The sequence below is a fragment of the Anaerocolumna sp. genome, assembly GCF_032079385.1.
GTDB lineage: Bacteria > Bacillota > Clostridia > Lachnospirales > Lachnospiraceae > Anaerocolumna.
In genome coordinates, this window is sequence record NZ_DAMAUC010000044.1 from 1 (window position 1) to 19,743 (window position 19,743).

At 31.8% G+C, this 19,743-nt stretch carries 16 protein-coding genes and 1 tRNA gene; 8 read left to right on the plus strand and 9 right to left on the minus strand.

The window, feature by feature from the left end; all coding sequences use genetic code 11:
• Positions 1–212: 212 nt before the first annotated feature.
• The 9 genes from RT261_RS20395 to dnaA form a co-directional block, all read right to left on the minus strand.
• A tRNA-Ser gene (locus RT261_RS20395) sits at positions 213–300 on the minus strand.
• Between the two features lie 267 nt (positions 301–567).
• Positions 568–1,116: a Fe-S-containing hydro-lyase gene (locus tag RT261_RS20400; RefSeq protein ID WP_313134988.1), complete on the minus strand. Its 549-nt coding sequence runs from the start codon at positions 1,114–1,116 to the stop codon at positions 568–570.
• A 192-nt stretch (positions 1,117–1,308) separates the two neighbouring features.
• Positions 1,309–2,151 (minus strand): fumarate hydratase, encoded by an 843-nt coding sequence (locus tag RT261_RS20405; protein ID WP_313134989.1) that lies wholly within the window; start codon positions 2,149–2,151, stop codon positions 1,309–1,311.
• 525 nt (positions 2,152–2,676) lie between these two features.
• Entirely contained in the window at positions 2,677–5,280 is a 2,604-nt protein-coding gene (gene gyrA, locus RT261_RS20410; RefSeq protein ID WP_313134991.1) for a DNA gyrase subunit A, read from the minus strand.
• A 196-nt stretch (positions 5,281–5,476) separates the two neighbouring features.
• Positions 5,477–7,387, minus strand: a complete 1,911-nt coding sequence (gene gyrB, locus RT261_RS20415) for a DNA topoisomerase (ATP-hydrolyzing) subunit B (protein ID WP_313134992.1) — start codon at positions 7,385–7,387, stop codon at positions 5,477–5,479.
• A gap of 25 nt (positions 7,388–7,412) precedes the next feature.
• Positions 7,413–8,501 (minus strand): DNA replication/repair protein RecF, encoded by a 1,089-nt coding sequence (gene recF, locus RT261_RS20420; protein WP_313134993.1) that lies wholly within the window; start codon positions 8,499–8,501, stop codon positions 7,413–7,415.
• Between the two features lie 18 nt (positions 8,502–8,519).
• Positions 8,520–8,729, minus strand: coding sequence for an RNA-binding S4 domain-containing protein (locus RT261_RS20425; RefSeq protein ID WP_091687855.1), 210 nt, complete (start codon positions 8,727–8,729; stop codon positions 8,520–8,522).
• 204 nt (positions 8,730–8,933) lie between these two features.
• A complete protein-coding gene (gene dnaN / locus RT261_RS20430; protein WP_313134994.1) occupies positions 8,934–10,043 on the minus strand; it encodes a DNA polymerase III subunit beta in 1,110 nt (369 codons plus the stop codon).
• 279 nt (positions 10,044–10,322) lie between these two features.
• A complete protein-coding gene (dnaA, locus tag RT261_RS20435; protein WP_313134995.1) occupies positions 10,323–11,681 on the minus strand; it encodes a chromosomal replication initiator protein DnaA in 1,359 nt (452 codons plus the stop codon).
• A 491-nt stretch (positions 11,682–12,172) separates the two neighbouring features.
• On the opposite strand from dnaA, the gene rpmH reads away from it, so the two are divergent.
• From rpmH to rsmG, 8 genes are all read left to right on the plus strand, one after another.
• Positions 12,173–12,307: a 50S ribosomal protein L34 gene (gene rpmH, locus RT261_RS20440; protein ID WP_313134997.1), complete on the plus strand. Its 135-nt coding sequence runs from the start codon at positions 12,173–12,175 to the stop codon at positions 12,305–12,307.
• Positions 12,308–12,371: 64 nt separating this feature from the next.
• Positions 12,372–12,722 (plus strand): ribonuclease P protein component, encoded by a 351-nt coding sequence (gene rnpA / locus RT261_RS20445; RefSeq protein WP_313134999.1) that lies wholly within the window; start codon positions 12,372–12,374, stop codon positions 12,720–12,722.
• Entirely contained in the window at positions 12,722–12,934 is a 213-nt protein-coding gene (yidD, locus tag RT261_RS20450; RefSeq protein WP_313135006.1) for a membrane protein insertion efficiency factor YidD, read from the plus strand. The genes rnpA and yidD overlap by 1 nt, the downstream gene beginning before the upstream one ends.
• A gap of 57 nt (positions 12,935–12,991) precedes the next feature.
• Positions 12,992–14,245, plus strand: coding sequence for a YidC/Oxa1 family membrane protein insertase (locus RT261_RS20455; RefSeq protein ID WP_313135000.1), 1,254 nt, complete (start codon positions 12,992–12,994; stop codon positions 14,243–14,245).
• A 2-nt stretch (positions 14,246–14,247) separates the two neighbouring features.
• A complete protein-coding gene (jag, locus tag RT261_RS20460; RefSeq protein ID WP_313135001.1) occupies positions 14,248–15,012 on the plus strand; it encodes an RNA-binding cell elongation regulator Jag/EloR in 765 nt (254 codons plus the stop codon).
• 222 nt (positions 15,013–15,234) lie between these two features.
• Positions 15,235–16,608, plus strand: coding sequence for a tRNA uridine-5-carboxymethylaminomethyl(34) synthesis GTPase MnmE (gene mnmE, locus RT261_RS20465; RefSeq protein ID WP_313135002.1), 1,374 nt, complete (start codon positions 15,235–15,237; stop codon positions 16,606–16,608).
• 106 nt (positions 16,609–16,714) lie between these two features.
• Positions 16,715–18,610, plus strand: coding sequence for a tRNA uridine-5-carboxymethylaminomethyl(34) synthesis enzyme MnmG (mnmG, locus tag RT261_RS20470; RefSeq protein ID WP_313135003.1), 1,896 nt, complete (start codon positions 16,715–16,717; stop codon positions 18,608–18,610).
• Between the two features lie 135 nt (positions 18,611–18,745).
• Entirely contained in the window at positions 18,746–19,465 is a 720-nt protein-coding gene (gene rsmG, locus RT261_RS20475; protein WP_313135004.1) for a 16S rRNA (guanine(527)-N(7))-methyltransferase RsmG, read from the plus strand.
• The last annotated feature ends 278 nt before the right edge of the window (positions 19,466–19,743 follow it).

A 19,743-nucleotide genomic window follows, 5' to 3' on the forward strand; every position in this document is an offset into this window, starting at 1 on the left:
AAATTTTATTAGAATTTTCAGGGTTGTTTCACTGTTCAGTTATCAATGTTCAAGGTCTTTTGCTGACTACCTGTTCTCGCGCCAGCAGAAATCATTCTATCACACGAGCATTTCATTGTCAAGCATTTTTTAAATTATTTTTTTTATTTAGTATCAATTGCATCTGTATTAATCAGATGTTTTTATACCGTCTTATATGTGAAAGAACCAAACGGAGAAAGAGGGATTTGAACCCTCGCGCCGCGTGAGCGACCTACACCCTTAGCAGGGGCGCCTCTTCAGCCTCTTGAGTATTTCTCCAACATCTGAACTTATCATTCACATATTTAATTAGCTTACTGACGTTCCCGTCAGACGCATTAGTTAGTATAGCAAATGAAAAAACATTTGTCAACAACTTTCTGAAACTATTTTAGCTTTTTTATGTTATTTTATGCATATAAATAGTTTTAAGGCATAAAATTAGTATTAGTATTGCCATCTTATTATAGTATTACAATAATCTGGAATATATATTCTTATTTCTTAGCAAAATAAACCTTAATAATAGACCCTTAATCTAAAACGTTAACAAGAAAATTCTTTTACTGCCGTTTCATATAAATTATTTCCTTTGCTATCTATTACTACGATAGTCGGAAACTCTTCTACATACATCTCTCTGATAGCTTCTGTACCTAATTCCTCATATCCAATTATTTTTGAACGAATAATTTTTTTTGATAACAATGCTCCTGCTCCACCTACTGCTGCTAAATATACTCCCTTATATTTTATAATGCTGTCTATTACTTCCCCGCTTCTTTTTCCTTTTCCTATCATTCCTTTTAAACCATGCTCCATTAGCAATGGTGTATACTTATCCATACGGCTGCTTGTAGTAGGACCTGCAGATCCAATAACTTGCCCCTCCCTTTCAGGTGTAGGACCTAGATAATATACTATACTATTTTTAATATCAAAAGGTATTTCCTCACCTTTCAATATACTTTCATACATTCTCTTATGAGCAGCATCTCTGGCACTATATATAGTTCCGGTAATATATACGTAATCACCGGCATTTAAATTATTTATTATACTTTCATTAAGTGGTGTTGTAATATACTTATCCACGTCCCGCCTCCAAAATAATTTTATTATCCACAAATACCATTTCTTTTTCATAAATATGTTGATAACATATTCTTTTTGATAAAGTATTCTTTATAAATTTCATTTTAATAACGTTGTTTTCTTAAATTCTATTGTTTTATACTGTATCCCGCCTAAATATGTACGATTATTTATCTACTAGAATCATATTCTTTAAATAATTCTTGTTATATGACGATTAACATGACAGCAAATATTAATAGCTACCGGTAATCCAGCAATATGAGTAGGATATGTTTCAATATTTACCCCTAAGGCCGTATTGGTTCCTCCAAGTCCTGCCGGTCCAATACCTAATTTATTAATTTGATCCAATAATTCTATTTCTAGATTTTTTATGTGATCAATATTAGAATGTTCGTTTATATTTCTTGTTAATGCCTTCTTAGCAAGTATAGCACATTTTTCAAAATCTCCTCCAATACCAACGCCTACTATTATTGGAGGACAAGCATTTGGCCCCGCTAATTTTACAGTTTCCAAAACTGCATTCTTAACTCCTTCTACACCATCGGCAGGTTTTAGCATATATATTCTACTCATATTTTCGCTGCCAAATCCTTTTGGAGCCACTGTAATTTCCATTTTGTCACCTGGAATTATCTCATAGTGGATTACGCCTGGAGTATTATCGTTCGTATTATTTCTGGTTAAGGGATCTCCTACTATGGACTTTCTTAAGTAACCTTCTTTATATCCTTCTCTTATTCCCTCATTGATTGCTTGTTCTAATGGCATTCCCTCTACATGGATATCCTGCCCCAGTTTTATAAATACAATTGCCATTCCGGTATCCTGGCATATTGGAATATTTTCTGTTTTGGCAATTTCCATATTTTCTTTTAATTGACTCAGTATTTGTTTTCCTAAAAGAGAACGTTCTGAATCATATGCGTTATGAATGCCGCATTTCATATCTTCCGATAATTGATAATTAGCCTCAATGCACATTTCCTTTATGTTTGCTGTTATTGTATCAGTATTTATAATTCTCATCCTAACCTCAATTCCAGCGCTTTAGCGCCTTTTAATAACAATGGTAATTTTGTGCGGTCGCACAAATTGCAGGTCAAAAAGTTTTCAACCTATTCTTCCATCCTTTATGGCTGCAGAAAATTTCTTAAATACATCATACTATTTCCATCCATTTATGTAAATAAATATTTATTTATTAGTATTGAATATCATACAAATCAATGTTTCATTCAAAAAAACTCTTAAATACCAACCCTATTAATGCTTTACTGCTATTATAATTATTATAAATCCACATAAGTTTATATTTTTTTGAATTATATCCACATTTCTGTGCATTTACTAACAAACAACAAATCTATAGTATTCTAGAATTCTTTACTAACAAATATTAAGAAGCATATTCTTTGATAATCCTCTCGTAAATAAAATAATGAGGTGGAATTCAAAGGATTCCACCTCAACTATTGACTCAAATCCATAAAATAACCTTCAAGAGTATGGATCTATTATTTTTTTCTATAAAGAACGGAACTTACTTTTAAATTAAATATTTTTGTCCTCATCCGATCTTTCATCTTCGTTTACTATTTCAGTATCTGTCTCTTCAAAATCGTAATCTTCTTCCGGAACACTTTCACCTTCAATTTCAGATTCTTCCAGTTCTTGTTCTAATTGTTTAATTACTTCTTCGTCAGATTTTTGTTCATTGCTTTCTTTAACCTTTGCGATGCTTGCAACCTTAATATCAGTATCCATATTAATCAGCTTAACACCGGAAGTAATTCTTCCTAGGATTGAAATATCACTTACCATTAAACGAATTATAATACCTTCGGTGGTAATAATCATAATTTCATTATCTTCATTTACGGCTTTCACACCTACAACATAACCTGTCTTATCGGTAATCTTATAACATTTAACACCTTTTCCGCCTCTTCTTTGTACAGAGAATTCATCCATCAGAGTACGTTTACCCATACCATATTCAGAAACAAACAGCAGGTCTTCTCCTTGTGTATGAATCTGCATTCCAATAATTTCATCATTATCTTCCAGGTTCATACCGATTACACCCATGGAAGTACGTCCCGTTGCTCTTACGTCTCTTTCATTAAAACGGATACATTGTCCATGTTTCGTAACTAGAATAATATCTTTTTGATTATTGGTTGCTTTTACTTCAATTAATTCATCATCTTCCCTTAAATTAATTGCCTGTAATCCTGATTTACGAATATTTTCATAATCTTTAATCGGTGTCTTTTTAACGATACCTTTTCTGGTGGCCATAAATAAAAATTTATTTTCCTGATATTCTTTCAATGGTATTATGGCTGTTATTCTTTCTTCCGGTACTAACTGAAGAAGATTGATAATTGCTGTTCCTCTTGCTGTTCTTCCGGATTCAGGAATTTCATATGCTTTCAAACGGTATACACGGCCTTTGTTAGTAAAGAACATGATATAATGATGAGTTGTTGTCATTAATAAATCTTCAATAAAGTCTTCATCAATGGTATGCATTCCCTTGATACCTTTACCGCCGCGATGCTGGCTCTTAAAATTATCTACAGTCATTCTCTTTATGTAGCCTAATCGTGTCATTGCGATAACGGTATTTTCAACTGGAATTAAATCCTCCATGGATATATCATACTCGTCAAATCCAATTGAAGTTCTTCTATCATCGCCGTATTTATCACGGATAATAATAAGTTCATCCTTAATTACTCCAAGTAATTTCTTAATATCAGCTAAGATAGCTTTGTATTCCTCTATTTTTGCAGTCAATTCCGCAAACTCGTTCTCCAGTTTTTCTCTTTCCAGACCTGTTAAAGCACGAAGTCTCATATCTATAATGGCCTGAGCCTGCACATCTGATAAGGCAAATCTCTCAATTAATCTGGACTTTGCTATATTACCATTTTGGGAAGATCTTATAATATTAATAACCTCATCAATATTATCTAATGCAATTAATAAGCCTTGTAATATATGGGCTCTTTCTTCTGCTTTATTTAAATCGTATTGTGTCCTTCTTGTTACAACTTCTTCCTGATGCAGTATATAATATTTTAGCATTTCATGAAGATTTAAAACTCTTGGCTCATTGTCGACTAAAGCCAGCATAATAACACCAAAAGTATCCTGCATCTGAGTATGTTTATATAATTGATTTAATATTACGTTTGCATTAACATCCCTACGAAGCTCAATACAGATTCTCATACCAGTACGGTCGGATTCATCTCTTAATTCTGTAATTCCATCAATTTTTTTATCTTTAATCAGTTCAGCAATTTTTTCAATTAATCTTGCTTTATTAACCATGTATGGTAATTCCGTTACAATAATACGATTCTTACCATTTGCCATTGCCTCAATATCCGTAACTGCACGTACTTTAATCTTTCCACGTCCGGTACGGTATGCTTCATCTATTCCCCTGGTTCCTAAAATAGTTGCACCAGTTGGAAAATCCGGTCCTTTTACAATTTCTAATAGTTCTTCCATGGAAGTTTCTCTGTCTTCTTCAATGCGGTTATCAATCATTTTTAAGACAGCATTACTAATCTCTCTCAGGTTATGAGGGGGAATGTTGGTTGCCATACCAACTGCTATACCGGAAGTACCATTAACTAAAAGATTTGGATATCTGGATGGAAGTACTCTTGGTTCTTTCTCTGTTTCATCAAAGTTAGGAGTAAAATCTACGGTATCCTTGTTAATATCAGACAGCATTTCCATAGATATTTTACTTAAGCGGGCTTCCGTATAACGCATAGCCGCAGCTCCGTCTCCATCAACAGAACCGAAATTGCCATGACCATCTATTAATGGATATCTTGTTGAGAAATCCTGTGCTAATTTTACCAATGCTTCGTAAATAGAACTATCACCATGAGGGTGATATTTACCCATTGTATCACCGACAATACGCGCACATTTACGGTGTGGTTTGTCAGGACCATTGTTTAATTCTATCATTGCATATAATATTCTTCTTTGTACCGGTTTCAGACCATCTCTTACGTCGGGAAGCGCACGGGCTGCTATAACAGACATGGCATAATCAATATATGATGTTTCCATTGTCTTTTTCAGATCAACCTCATGAACTTTGTCAAAGATTTTCTCGTCCATTTATTTTCCTCCATCTATCCAATCGTCAAACTTGTTTGTCTTATAGACCATCTTCGCCTTCGGCGAAGATGGAGATTTTTTTTGAAATTTTTCGATTTTTACTGCTATTTACAAATATAATGCTTTATACGTTGATTTTATTCACATATATATATAAAAACATAACTTTTATCAACAAACTGAGATTATATTAAAGTTAAATGTCTAAATTCTTAACATACTTAGCATTTGCTTCAATGAATTCACGTCTTGGCTCAACTTTATCACCCATTAAAGTGGTAAAGGTCATATCAATTTCTGAGGATTCTTCTTCATCAATGGTTACACGAAGAAGTACTCTTCTTTCTGGGTCCATCGTTGTTTCCCAAAGCTGTTCCGCATCCATTTCACCAAGACCTTTATAACGTTGGATTTTATTGTTGCCGTCTCTTCCCCATTCCGTTAATACACTGTCTAATTCCTCAGGGCTATATACATATTTCAACATTTTGTTTTTTTCAACTTTAAATAACGGTGGCTGAGCCAGATAAACATGCCCCTGTTTAATTAATTCCGGCATAAAGCGATAAAGGAATGTAAGCAGCAATGTACTAATATGTGCACCATCCACATCTGCATCTGTCATAATAATGATTTTATGATATCTTAATTTTGAAATATCAAAATCATCGGATATTCCTGTACCAAAAGCAGTTATCATAGCTTTTATTTCATTGTTTACTAATATTTTATCCAGTCTTGATTTTTCAACATTTAAGATTTTACCTCTTAATGGTAAAATAGCCTGAGTTGCTCTGGAACGGGCAGTCTTTGCAGAACCACCGGCAGAATCACCCTCAACTATATATATCTCACAATTTTTAGGATCTTTGTCAGAACAGTCTGCAAGTTTTCCAGGAAGACTAAGTCCTTCCAGGGCAGTTTTTCTTCTTGTTAAATCTCTTGCTTTTCTTGCTGCATCTCTGGCTCTTTGTGCTAAAATTGCTTTTTCACAAATTATTTTTGCAACGCTGGGATTTTGCTCTAAAAAGTAAGTTAATTGTTCACTTACAATACTATCAACTGCCCCACGTGCTTCACTGTTTCCTAATTTTTGCTTTGTTTGTCCTTCAAATTGAGGATCGGATATCTTAATACTGATAATTGCAGTTAATCCTTCACGAATATCTTCACCCACTAAGTTCTGTTCATTTTCTTTTAAATACTTTTGTCCTCTGGCATAATCATTAAAGGTCTTTGTCAAAGCATTCTTAAAGCCGGCAAGGTGAGTACCCCCTTCCGGTGTGGTAATATTATTTACAAAACTATAGCAGCCTTCTGTATAAGAATTGTTGTGCTGCAAGGCAACTTCAACATATACATCATCTTTTTTACCTTCGCAGTATAGAATTTCAGGATATATTGGATCTTTATGCCTGTTTAAATATTCCACATATTCTTTAATTCCACCGGCATAGTGAAATTCTTTTACTACTGTCGGTTCTACTCTGTCATCTTCTAAGACAATTTTCAGATTTTTTGTGAGGAAAGCCATTTCCCTTAATCTTTGTTTTAAAATATCATAATCAAAAATGGTTTCTTCAAATATATCTTTATCCGGTAAAAATATTACTTTCGTTCCGGTAATATCTGTTTCCCCTATCACTTCAAGAGGTCCCATTACCTTTCCTCTCTCATATCTTTGCTTATGAATTTTACCGTCTAAATGAACATATACCTCCAGCCACTCTGACAGTGCATTAACTACAGACGCACCAACACCATGTAAACCACCGGAAACCTTATATCCCCCGCCGCCAAACTTTCCGCCGGCATGCAAGATAGTAAAGACAACTTCTACAGCAGGTTTACCGGCTTTATGGTTAATTCCAACTGGAATACCACGTCCATTATCGGTTACTGTTATGGAATTATCTTTATTAATGGTTACTGTTATTGTATCACAAAATCCAGCCAAAGCTTCGTCTACTGCATTATCCACAATTTCATAGACCAAGTGATGTAAACCTTTTGCTGCAGTACTACCAATATACATACCTGGTCTTTTTCTTACAGCTTCCAAACCTTCTAATATCTGGATTTGATCCGCACCATATTCTGCACTCATATATTGCCTCCTGATTTTCTATGGATTAACTATCCTCATTTGTTACTGTTCCATTTACCACTTTATAAATAGTATCATACTTCAATCTATTTGCAATGAATTCTTCTAAACCTGTACAAGTAATAATGGTTTGAATATCATGAATACTATTAAGCAAATAATTTTGCCTCTTTCTGTCTAATTCTGACAATACATCATCTAATAATAAAACGGGATTATCATGAGTCATATTCTTGACCAATTCCAGTTCCGCCAGTTTTAAAGATAAAGCAGAAGTTCTTTGCTGACCTTGTGAACCAAATTTACGGATATCAATGGAACCAATTAAGAAACATATATCATCCCGATGAGGTCCAACACTGGTAATTTTTTGAGCCACATCTCTGCTAACTGAATTACTTAATTTTTTACTATATTCTTCTACGTTTACATTAGATTCATATTTTATAAATAATTCTTCTTTACCACCAGATAATTTACTATGTATGTCGTAGACAATTTCATTTAACTGTCTAATAAAAAGATCTCTTCTTTTCATTATCTCAGTTCCGTATTTAACCAGCTGGATATCCCATATACTAAGTGTATCCATTAATTGGTTATTAAAACTGATTTGCTTTAATAAATTATTTCTTTGGGTAATCACTTTATTATAATTAGATAAATTATGGAGATATACTTTATCCAATTGGCATAATTCTAAATCAATAAATCTTCTTCTTTCCGATGGGCCATTTTTAATTATAGATAAATCTTCTGGAGAAAAAAATATTAAATTAAGAATACCAAATAATTCACTGGACTTTTTAATTGGTATTCCATCTATCGCTACACCTTTGGGTTTGTTTTTTTTCAAATGCATATCAATTTTGTGCTGAACCTTATCCCGTTCAACAAAAGTTCTGATATGAGCTTGGTCTTTACCCAGTTTTATAATTTCTTTATCTTTGCTTCCTCTGTGAGATTTTGTCGTTCCAGATAAATAGATAGCTTCCAAAATGTTAGTTTTTCCCTGTGCATTATCTCCATACAAAATATTAATACCATTATGAAATTCCATAGAAAGACTATCATAGTTTCTGTAATCTTGCAGTTCAAGAGATTTTATAAACATAAATGCACCAACTATCTATTATTTTTCAATTCTTATTGTTTGATTATTATACTCTACCGTATCACCTGAATATAATTTTTTACCTCTTTGTAATTCAACACTTCCGTTTACTTTTACCAGTCCATCCTGAATTACAAATTTAGCATCTACACCAGATTCTACCAGACCAGCAGCTTTTAAGGCCTGTCCTAATTTTATATATTCTTCTCTCAATTTTATGATTTCCATCTTTGCACCCATTACATATCACATCGCGGTATTCTTTCTGGCTTTAATATCTTTCAGTCTTCTAAAGAATCGCTTTATGGAATTCTTTCTATGATTTATTTTATTTCAACCTCTCAGAAATGATGCCTCTTTTCGGGCACCACAAATGAAAGGCAAGTTTCAAACTTGCTATTGCTAAACATATTTTTACATCTTACTCTTATTTTATACCCCGGCATTAAAATTAACGGGTAAAATTAAATAAATATAAGATTCTTCTTTATCTTTGATAAAACATGGTGCTTTGGGATTAATTAAATAAATATCAACTTCTTCATCGTCAATAACTCTTAAAGCATCTATTAAAAATTTTGGATTAAATCCAATTAGTATATCTTTACCCTCTTTTGTTATGTCAATTTCTTCGTCCATAGAACCAATAGCGGAATTAATTTTTAATTCCATTTTCTTATCATCGATATTAATAATAATTGGTTTCTTATCAGTTTCTTTTACCAAAAGAGTAGATCGGTCAATACAGTTTAATAACTCTCTTTTATTAATATTTACTTTTGTTTCATAATCACTGGATAGCATTTGATCAATTTTGTAATATTCTCCCTCAATTAAACGGGATAATACTATGGTATCATCAAATTCAAAAATAATATGCTTATCTGTAAAATATATATTTACTTCATCAGCAACTTCCCCTGATAAAATTTTACTGACTTCAATTAAAGTTTTCCCTGGAACAATTACTTTTATATGCTCGTATTGATTATTTAACATAATTTTTCTAATTGATACTCTATGACCATCTAAAGATATTACTCTCAATTTATCATTATTGATTTCAAATAATTCACCGGTCATAATTTTATTGCTTTCGTTATCAGAAATAGAAAATACAGTTTGCCTTATTACTTCTTTTAAATTAAATTGGGATAAAACAACAGGATCATTTTTATCTACATTGGGTAAAAACGGAAATTCATCTGCGTTTCTTCCTGAAATTGTAAATTTGGATTTTTCACATATAATAGTTGCCATATTATTAGCATCTGTCTCAATAGAAACATCATTATCTGGTAATTTTCGAACAATTTCAGAAAATACTTTAGCATTAATTGCAATGATTCCGGATTCTTCTATATTTCCTTTAACTAAAGTCTCAATCCCCAATTCCATATCGTTGGCTATTAGTTTAATGGATTCATTTTTAACTTCAATAACAATACATTCTAATATAGGCATGGTAGTTCTTGTAGGAACTGCCTTTAAAACAATATTAACACTATTTAATAAATCGCCTTTGGAACAAACAATCTTCATAATTGTGTATAACTCCCTTCGAATTTGTATGTAAAGATATATATATTAACATTTAGTAGCAGTAGTAATAGGGGCTGTTAATTTGTGTATAAGTGGTCCTATCCCTTAAAGCCTATGGATTTACTGAAAGGATAACTATGTGTAAAGAAAAAAGATTATACAAAAGTAAAATATTGGAATATGGTTTAAATTTAGAGTTATCCAATGCCAATTAACACAAAAATAACAATCTGCTAACAACAGGTTGTGGAAGAATTATGATATACTTAAAATAACTTTTTAAGGGTTTATTTTCTTATTTAATACATCAATTGTATTTTGTAAGCTTAAATCTTTTTTCATGGTTTTTTCAACTTTGTCAATACCATGAAGTACAGTTGTATGATCTCTGTTACCTAGCAGTTTACCGATTTCTGCTAGAGAATAATCCGTTAGCTTACGGCTTAAGTACATGGCAACCTGCCTTGGAAATGCAATATTTCTGCTCTTATTAACGGAATAAATATCGGCTGAGGTAATATTGAAGTGTTCTGCAATTACATCAATAATCAATTCTGGTGTAACCTGTTTTTTATCTTCAGGAGAAATTAGATCTTTTAATGCCTCTTCTGCTAATGTAACATTTACTTCTTTTTTCTTTAACCTGGATAGTGCAACTATTTTTGTTAAAGCGCCCTCTAATTCTCGAATGTTTGATTTAATATTGGTTGCAATATATTTCATAACTTCATTATCAATCTGTAAGCCATCCAATTCTTCTTTCTTTTTCAGAATGGCCATTCTTGTTTCATAATCCGGAGGTTGTATGTCCACTGTTAAGCCCCATTCAAAACGGGATCTAAGACGTTCTTCCAATGTTAGAATATCTTTTGGAGGCTTATCGCTGGAGATTATGATTTGCTTTTTTGATTCATGTAAAGTATTAAAAGTATGGAAGAATTCTTCCTGAGTACTTTCCTTACCTATTATAAACTGTATATCGTCAATAAGCAGGACGTCGATATTTCGATACTTTTCTCTAAATTCAGTAGGAGTTGTATTCACATTACGAATAGATTCAATTAATTCGTTGGTGAATTTTTCACTGGTAACATACATTACTTTTGTATGGGGATTCTGCTCTAATATGTAATGAGCGATAGAATGCATTAAGTGTGTTTTACCTAAACCAACTCCTCCATATATAAATAGGGGATTGTATATTTCAGCAGGAGATTCGGCAACTGCAAGTGAAGCAGCATGAGCCAAATTATTATTTGCACCAACAACAAAAGTGTCAAATGTATATCTGGGATTTAAAAAAGAACAAGAATTATTTTTATTGGAATTCTTCTTCTTATCTGACTCCGTTGTAGTTTTTGCAGGTTTTAATTGGCTTTCCAAAACGAACTCTACATTATAGTTATCGTTCATAATCTCTGAAATCGCTACCTTCAAAGGAATTCCATACTTTCTGCTTATGAAATTTTTACTGTCAGGACCAATCATTTTATCATCAATTGAAATTGTAATTAAATTATCCTCAACGGAATATACTTTTAAAGGAAGCAACCAAGTTTTAAAAGATACATCCGTTACACAATGTTCAATTTTAAGATATTCAAGTATTTCATCCCATTTATCTTGTATTTCATTCATTACCTTAATCTCCCTAATATAAAATTTCGTGCATACCTAATATATATATTATAACAAAATTGTGGATACTTCAACTAAAATCTATAAATTGATGGGTTTTAAATTCGATTTATCCACAGATCAAATTAAAATATTAACAATTGTGTGTATAAACTATAAAGATTATAAACAACAAAAAATATAAGCTGGGAAAAGGATAATTTTTCATTGTTGTATATAATATTAACACCATTTTAACAAGTTATCCACAATTTATCAACAAGTGGTGGATAACTTTATGTTAACGAAATGTTTTTAATTTATTTTGTGAACAAAACGGTTGGATTTATGTTGAAGATATTTAAAGTATTTCTCATGTAGTTTATATAAAAATATAGACTTGACGTGAGAGAAGTTTGCGAATATAATAGACATGATATTTTAAATTAATTAAAATAGAATAAATACGCTTACCCAATATGGTTTGGTATATATAAAGGAGGTGCATCTTAATGAAAATGACATTCCAACCTAAAAAAAGATCAAGAGCCAGAGTTCACGGTTTCAGAGCTAGAATGAGTACATCAAATGGTAGAAAAGTTTTGGCAAGCAGAAGAGCAAAAGGAAGACATAAATTATCAGCTTAGGTCGCATTATTGTGGCCTTTTCTTCTCTTAGTTAAACTTTTGTTTGCAGAAAGGGCCTAAAAATTTGAAATCTTTTGAATCGATTAAAAACAACTTAAAGTTTAAAGAAATTTACCACAGTGGTAAATCATTTGCGAATAAGTATCTAATCATGTATGTATTAGAAAATCAAACTGATAAAAATCGAATTGGAATATCCGTAAGTAAAAAAGTTGGAAATAGTGTTATAAGACACAGAGTAACAAGATTAATTCGGGAAAGTTACAGATTGAATGAAAATATGTTTAATAGTGGTTTAGACATAGTTATTATTGCAAGAGTAGGTGCAAGAGGAAAAAATTATCAAGAAATAAACAGTGCATTGCTGCACCTGGCAAGTATGCACAAAATTTTAAAAGAGATGATAAAATCGTGATTAAACGAGTTTTAATATTTTTGATAAAATTATACAGAAGATTTATTTCTCCTCTTAAGGTAAGATCAAGTTGTATATATACTCCTACCTGCTCTTTGTATGCAATTCAGGCATTGGAAAAGTATGGAGCTTTTAAAGGATCCTATTTGGCAGTCCGGAGAATTCTTAGATGTCATCCTTTTGCTAAGGGAGGGTATGATCCTGTTCCATAAAAATTATATATTAGAAAATACGGTTTCTAATGAAAGGTATCTTAGGAGGAAAAAAAATTGTATAATGTATTTTTAACACAGAGTGGTGGTATGTTAGCTCCAATTTCATATATATTAGGATGGATACTAAACGCTTTATATGAATTCTTGAATTTCTTTGGTATTACAAATGTTGGTTTATCTATTATTTTATTTACTTTTATTACAAGAGGTTTGATGATTCCTCTTACCATAAAACAACAAAAATATACTAAATTATCTTCCAAAATGAATCCGGAAATAACGAAGATAAATGCAAAATATAAAGGAAAAAAAGATACAGAATCCATGCAGAAGATGCAGCTGGAGACACAGGCTGTATATGAAAAATATGGAGCCAGCCCAACAGCAGGCTGTCTTCCGTTACTGATTCAATTACCAATCATGTTTGCTTTATATGCAGTTATTAGAAATATACCTGCTTATGTTAATGATATTTATAAATTATATGAGAGTATTGCAAATGGAATAGTAAATATACCAGGTCATGTTAACGTGTTAACAGAGGCTGCTACAAAAGTTGGTGTTAGTACTGCTAAGTTTACAGAATTAACAGATGGTTCTATGTCCATCAATCATATTATTGATATTATTTCTAAGTTTACTTCAGAACAATGGGGAGACTTAGCTGAAAAATTCCCTACTATACAAAATTTAATTGCTAGTAAATCTACTGAAATTATGCATGTTAATAGTTTCATAGGCAATTTAAATATTTTAGATAAACCGGGATTTTCTTTCCCTGGTATATTAATTCCAATTCTTGCAGCAGGTTTACAATTTGTTCAAACTAAATTGATGACAGCGAATACTCCTACGGATAAAGATAATCCAATGGCTTCTTCCATGTCAACAATGAATACAGTTATGCCAATTATGTCCGGTGTATTCTGTGTTATGTTACCTATGGGTATTGGTTTGTACTGGGTTGCAGGTAGTGCATTTGCGATTATCCAGCAAATAGTTATTAATAAATATATGGATAAAATTGATGTTGATACTTTAATAGAGAAAAATAAGATGAAAGCTAAGAAAAAAAGAGCAAGAAAAGGAATTAGTCCAAACGCATCTATTGAAGAATTAGCAAAGAAACAAACAAAATCCATTGACAATGCATCTCAGGTAAATAAATCTACATCAGGATATGCTAATTCTGTGAAAAAGAACTATGATTCCTCTAAGAGTAATAGTGAAACATCTTATAATTCAGGCGGTATTGCCGATTATGCGAATCTTCTAAAAAACAGAAATCATGATAAGGGGGATAAATAGTTATGGAATGGTTAGATTTTACTGCAAAATCAGTTGATGAAGCATTAACAGAAGCATTGATCCAATTAAAAACTACCAGTGATAATGTGGAATACGAAGTAATCGAAAAAGAGAGCAGCGGTTTTTTAGGATTATTTAATAAACCGGCTAAAATACGTGTAAGATTAAAAGCTACTGCTGATAGTATGGCAAAAGAGTTTTTAAATAAAGTTTTTCGTGCTATGAATATTGTAGCAAATATTGATACAGTATTTGATGAAGAGAATTCTACTTTAGATATCAATCTTGAAGGAGAAGAAATGGGTGTTCTTATTGGAAAAAGAGGACAAACTTTAGATTCTCTACAATATCTGGTTAGTCTGGTAGTGAATAAAGACAGTGAAAATTATTTAAAGATTAAATTAGATACAGAAGATTATAGACATAGAAGAAAAGAAACTCTTGAAAACTTAGCCAGAAACATTGCCTTTAAAGTAAAGAGGACGAAAAAGCCAGTGTCTTTAGAGCCAATGAATCCATACGAAAGAAGAATCATTCACTCTGCGCTACAAAATGATAAGTATGTGGAAACCCACAGTGAAGGGGAAGAACCTTATAGAAAAGTAGTGATTACATTAAAGAAGGGTTTTGCAAATAAGGATTATAAGCATAGCAAGAGTAAATATTCTTATGGTGACCGTTATCAAAATTCTCAAAAGAATAGAGAATACAATCACAATTCTCAAAGAAACAGAGAATTTAATCATGAAAAAAGTGAAGAAGAATAAAAATATATAATGTTTTAGTAAAAGGGTGTATTGAAAGTATTATGCTTTGATACACTCTTTTCTAAAATATTTTTATTTTCATATAGTAATTTTTATCTTTTCGTATTATAATCTTTACGTTATTTTATATAAACTTGTTATAAGGTATAAATAGTTGTACCAATATGAGAACATTTATTTATAGTTAATTAGAGTGTTAGCTCTTAGAAAGGGTTGATATAGATGAAAACTGATACCATAGCTGCGATTGCTACTGCAGTTAGTAATGCGGGAATCAGCATTATTCGAATTAGTGGTGATGAGGCATTTTCAATTATTGAAAAAATTTATAAATCAAAAAAAGATAAAAAATTATCGGATTGTAACAGCCATACCGTCCATTATGGTTTTATAGGGGATGGGGATACGGTTATAGATGAAGTTATGGTACTTCTTATGAAAGGTCCTCATACTTATACGAAAGAGGATGTAGTTGAAATAGACTGTCATGGGGGTATCGTAGTAACAAAGAAAATATTAGAAACTGTTTTAAAATATGGTGCAAGGCTTGCGGACCCAGGAGAATTTACTAAGCGTGCATTTTTAAACGGAAGAATTGATTTATCTCAGGCAGAAGCTGTAAGTGATATTATTAATGCAAAAAGTGAATATGCTTTAAAGAATTCTCTGAACCAGTTAAGAGGTAATGTATTAGATAAAATAAAAGATATCCGTGAAAGTATTATCGACGATATTGCTTTTATTGAAGCCGCACTGGATGATCCGGAGCACATTACTCTTGATAATTTTAGTAACGAATTAGCGAAACATATTGAAGTTAATATAACCCAACTTGATAAATTATTAAAGTCTTCTGATAATGGACGTTTATTAAAAGAAGGTATTAAAACGGTTATTCTTGGTAAGCCAAACGCAGGTAAGTCATCCTTGCTAAATGTATTAGTGGGCACCGATAGGGCCATTGTAACTGATATTGCAGGTACTACGAGAGATACTCTGGAAGAAACCATTCAAATAGGAGGTATCTGTTTGAATGTTATAGATACTGCAGGTATTCGTAGCACGGAAGATACCGTTGAAAAAATCGGTGTTGAAAAGGCTATGAAATCAGCTGAGGATGCGGACTTAATTATATATGTAGTAGATGCTTCCACTAATTTGGATGAAAATGATCGTTTGATTATTGACTTTATTAAGAATAAAAAAGCGATTATTTTATTAAACAAATCTGATTTAAATATGGTTATTGATCCAGAAGAAATTGAAAATTTAACAGGTAAGGATATTATACAAATATCTGCAAAAGAAAACATTGGTATTGATAAGCTGGAAAAGTGGATTACAGATATGTATTTCCAGGGAAAAATTGATTTAAACAATGAAATATATATTACAAATATAAGACATAAAGAAGCTATTATGGAAAGTAAAAATAGCTTAATTATGGTAAAACAAAGTATAGAAGATGGTATGCCGGAAGATTTCTTCTCCATTGATATGATGAATGCATATAAAGTTCTGGGAGAAATACTAGGAGAAGCTGTAGATGAAGATTTAGTAAATACAATCTTTTGTAAATTCTGTATGGGTAAATAGTATTTTTCTATGTGTATGTATAGTGGAAATACATTTATATGAGAAGGCAAGAAGAGAATAGATATAGGATAAGTATAATTTTTAAGATTAGAAAAGAGGAGTAAAAATGTCATATACTTATGAGTCATATGATGTTGTAGTTGTAGGTGCAGGTCATGCAGGATGTGAAGCTGCACTAGCATGTGCAAGATTATCATTAAATACCTTAATAGTAACTATCAGCACAGATAGTATTGCATTAATGCCATGTAACCCTAATATCGGAGGAACATCAAAAGGGCATTTGGTTCGTGAAATTGATGCCTTAGGCGGGGAAATGGGTAAAATTATTGATAAAACTTTTATTCAATCCAAAATGTTAAATGGATCGAAAGGACCAGCCGTACATTCTTTAAGAGCTCAGGCAGATAAAGAAGATTACAGCAGGTCAATGAGAAAAGTATTAGAAAATACACCCAATCTAACATTAAAACAAGCTGAAGTTGTGGATATCTTAACGGAAGATAACAAAGTTTCGGGGATAAAAACATTTTCCGGTGGAATTTATCCCTGTAAAGCAGTTATTTTGTGTACAGGAACTTATTTAAAAGCAAGATGTGTATATGGTGAAGTAAGTAATTATACAGGACCTAATGGATTACAGGCAGCCAATCATTTGACAGAAGCCTTAAAATCATTGGGTATAGAAATGTATCGTTTTAAAACTGGTACTCCTGCAAGAATTGATAAAAGATCCATAGATTTTAGTAAAATGGAAGAACAATTTGGTGATGAAGAAATTGTTCCATTTTCATTTACTACAGACCCGGAGGATATTAAGAAAGAACAAGTTTCTTGTTGGTTAACTTATACCAATGAAAGAACCCATGAAATAATTCGAAATAATATAGATAGGTCACCTTTGTACTCCGGTAATATTAAAGGTACCGGTCCAAGATATTGTCCATCTATTGAAGATAAAGTTGTTAAATTCGCGGACAAAGACAGACATCAGGTTTTCATTGAGCCGGAAGGTAATTATACTAATGAAATGTATGTAGGCGGAATGTCCAGTTCATTACCAGAGGATGTTCAATATCAAATGTATCGTAGTGTTGCCGGACTTGAACATGTAAAAATTGTTCGAAATGCTTATGCAATTGAATATGACTGTATTAATCCAATGCAATTAAAACCAACTTTAGAGTTTATGAAGATAGAGGGTTTATTTAGCGGTGGCCAATTTAACGGAAGTTCTGGCTATGAAGAGGCTGCGGCTCAGGGTCTAATTGCAGGTATCAATGTAAGTATGAAGTTATTAGGAAAAGAACAAATCGTATTAGATCGGTCAGAGGCTTATATTGGAGTACTAATTGATGACTTAGTAACAAAAGAAACTCACGAACCTTACCGTATGATGACTTCAAGAGCAGAATATCGGTTAATATTAAGACAGGATAACGCTGATATCAGATTAACTAAGATAGGTTATCAGGTTGGCCTAATTAATGAAGAAAGATATCAGAAAGTAGTGCAAAAGGAAGCATCTATTAATAAGGAAATTGAAAGATTAAATAATACACCAATCGGTGCCAATAAAGAAGTTCAGGACTTATTAATGAAACACGAAAGTACAGTATTAAAAACTGGTACAACATTAGCTGAATTAATCAGAAGACCCGAGTTAAGTTACGAAATCCTTGAGTCAATCGATAAGAACAGAACTGAGTTACCTAAAGATGTAGTAGAACAAGTAAATATTAATATAAAATATGATGGCTATATACAAAGGCAATTAAGACAGGTAGAACAATATAAAAAATTAGAAAATAAGAAGATACCTGAAGATTTAGATTATTATGAAGTGCCAAGTCTTAGAATTGAAGCAAAACAAAAACTTGATAAAATTAAACCAATATCTGTAGGACAAGCCTCCAGAATATCCGGTGTATCCCCGGCAGATATATCAGTGTTGTTAGTTTACTTGGAGCACCTAAGAAGAAGCAAAAAAGAAAGTCATTAATAATATTGCTAATAAAATTATAGAAAAAATAATAAATAGAAAAATTTATTAAAAAAATAAAATAATTAAAAATGCTTTTTTATTTAACTGATTTCATTTAGATGAAAGAAGCATAAGGGTTATTCGGAGGTTGTTATGTATGATATTTCAGTATTTACTGAATTGTTAAATACACTGGACTTAACATTATCAGATACGCAAATTCAACAATTTATGACATATTATGAAATATTAATAGAACGTAATAAAGTAATGAATCTTACGGCCATTACAGAATACGATGAAGTAATTCATAAGCATTTTATTGATAGCCTTTCTATTATTAAGGTATATCAAAATAAGGAAAATATTAAAGTAATTGATATGGGTACTGGTGCAGGTTTTCCTGGAATACCATTAAAAATTGGATTTCCAAATTGGGATATCACATTATTGGATTCATTAAATAAACGGGTAAATTTCTTAAATGATGTAATTAACCAATTAGAATTAAGTAATATTACAGCAATTCACGGACGTGCAGAAGATTATGGGAAGGACTCACAATACAGAGAGAACTTTGATTTATGTGTATCCAGAGCCGTAGCCAAATTATCTACTTTATCTGAGTATTGCTTACCCTATGTTAAAGTAAATGGCTATTTTATTCCATATAAAGCAGGTAATATTGATTCTGAGGTAAAAGAGTCTAAAAAAGCAATTCATATTTTAGGCGGCTCACTTGAGAAGATAGAGCAATTTCAGTTGCCAAATACCGATATGGAAAGATCTTTGATCGTTATAAAGAAAATCAACTATACTCCAAAACAATATCCCAGAGGTTCAGGAAAACCTTCAAAGGAGCCTATAAGTTAAAAAAATTAGGTTATTAACAATAGTACGTTTTGCCCAATATGGGGTATTCAGACCATAGAGAGTGGGGGATATTGTATATTGCTTGTTCCATATAGAAATTCGATGGTTCTAATACGATAGTAATCGCTTAAAACATATTTTAAAATTGCGAACTCCTCGGCGTTGCCTGGTAAATAATAGGTGCAATCACCTATTATTCAACATCACAATTTTAAAATTTTGACGCGATTTCTATCATATAAGAACCATTAGCGAATTTCTCAAAGTCACTAGCAATA

Excerpts from the sequence above, each read along its gene's own strand:
- RT261_RS20405 (WP_313134989.1), bottom strand. The coding sequence starts at position 2,151 with ATGAGAATTATAAATACTGATACAATAACAGCAAACATAAAGGAAATG.
- gyrA (WP_313134991.1), bottom strand. The coding sequence starts at position 5,280 with ATGGACGAGAAAATCTTTGACAAAGTTCATGAGGTTGATCTGAAAAAG.
- gyrB (WP_313134992.1), bottom strand. The coding sequence starts at position 7,387 with ATGAGTGCAGAATATGGTGCGGATCAAATCCAGATATTAGAAGGTTTG.
- recF (WP_313134993.1), bottom strand. The coding sequence starts at position 8,501 with ATGTTTATAAAATCTCTTGAACTGCAAGATTACAGAAACTATGATAGT.
- RT261_RS20425 (WP_091687855.1), bottom strand. The coding sequence starts at position 8,729 with ATGGAAATCATAAAATTGAGAGAAGAATATATAAAATTAGGACAGGCC.
- dnaN (WP_313134994.1), bottom strand. The coding sequence starts at position 10,043 with ATGAAGATTGTTTGTTCCAAAGGCGATTTATTAAATAGTGTTAATATT.
- dnaA (WP_313134995.1), bottom strand. The coding sequence starts at position 11,681 with ATGAATGAAATACAAGATAAATGGGATGAAATACTTGAATATCTTAAA.
- rpmH (WP_313134997.1), top strand. The coding sequence starts at position 12,173 with ATGAAAATGACATTCCAACCTAAAAAAAGATCAAGAGCCAGAGTTCAC.
- jag (WP_313135001.1), top strand. The coding sequence starts at position 14,248 with ATGGAATGGTTAGATTTTACTGCAAAATCAGTTGATGAAGCATTAACA.
- mnmE (WP_313135002.1), top strand. The coding sequence starts at position 15,235 with ATGAAAACTGATACCATAGCTGCGATTGCTACTGCAGTTAGTAATGCG.
- mnmG (WP_313135003.1), top strand. The coding sequence starts at position 16,715 with ATGTCATATACTTATGAGTCATATGATGTTGTAGTTGTAGGTGCAGGT.
- rsmG (WP_313135004.1), top strand. The coding sequence starts at position 18,746 with ATGTATGATATTTCAGTATTTACTGAATTGTTAAATACACTGGACTTA.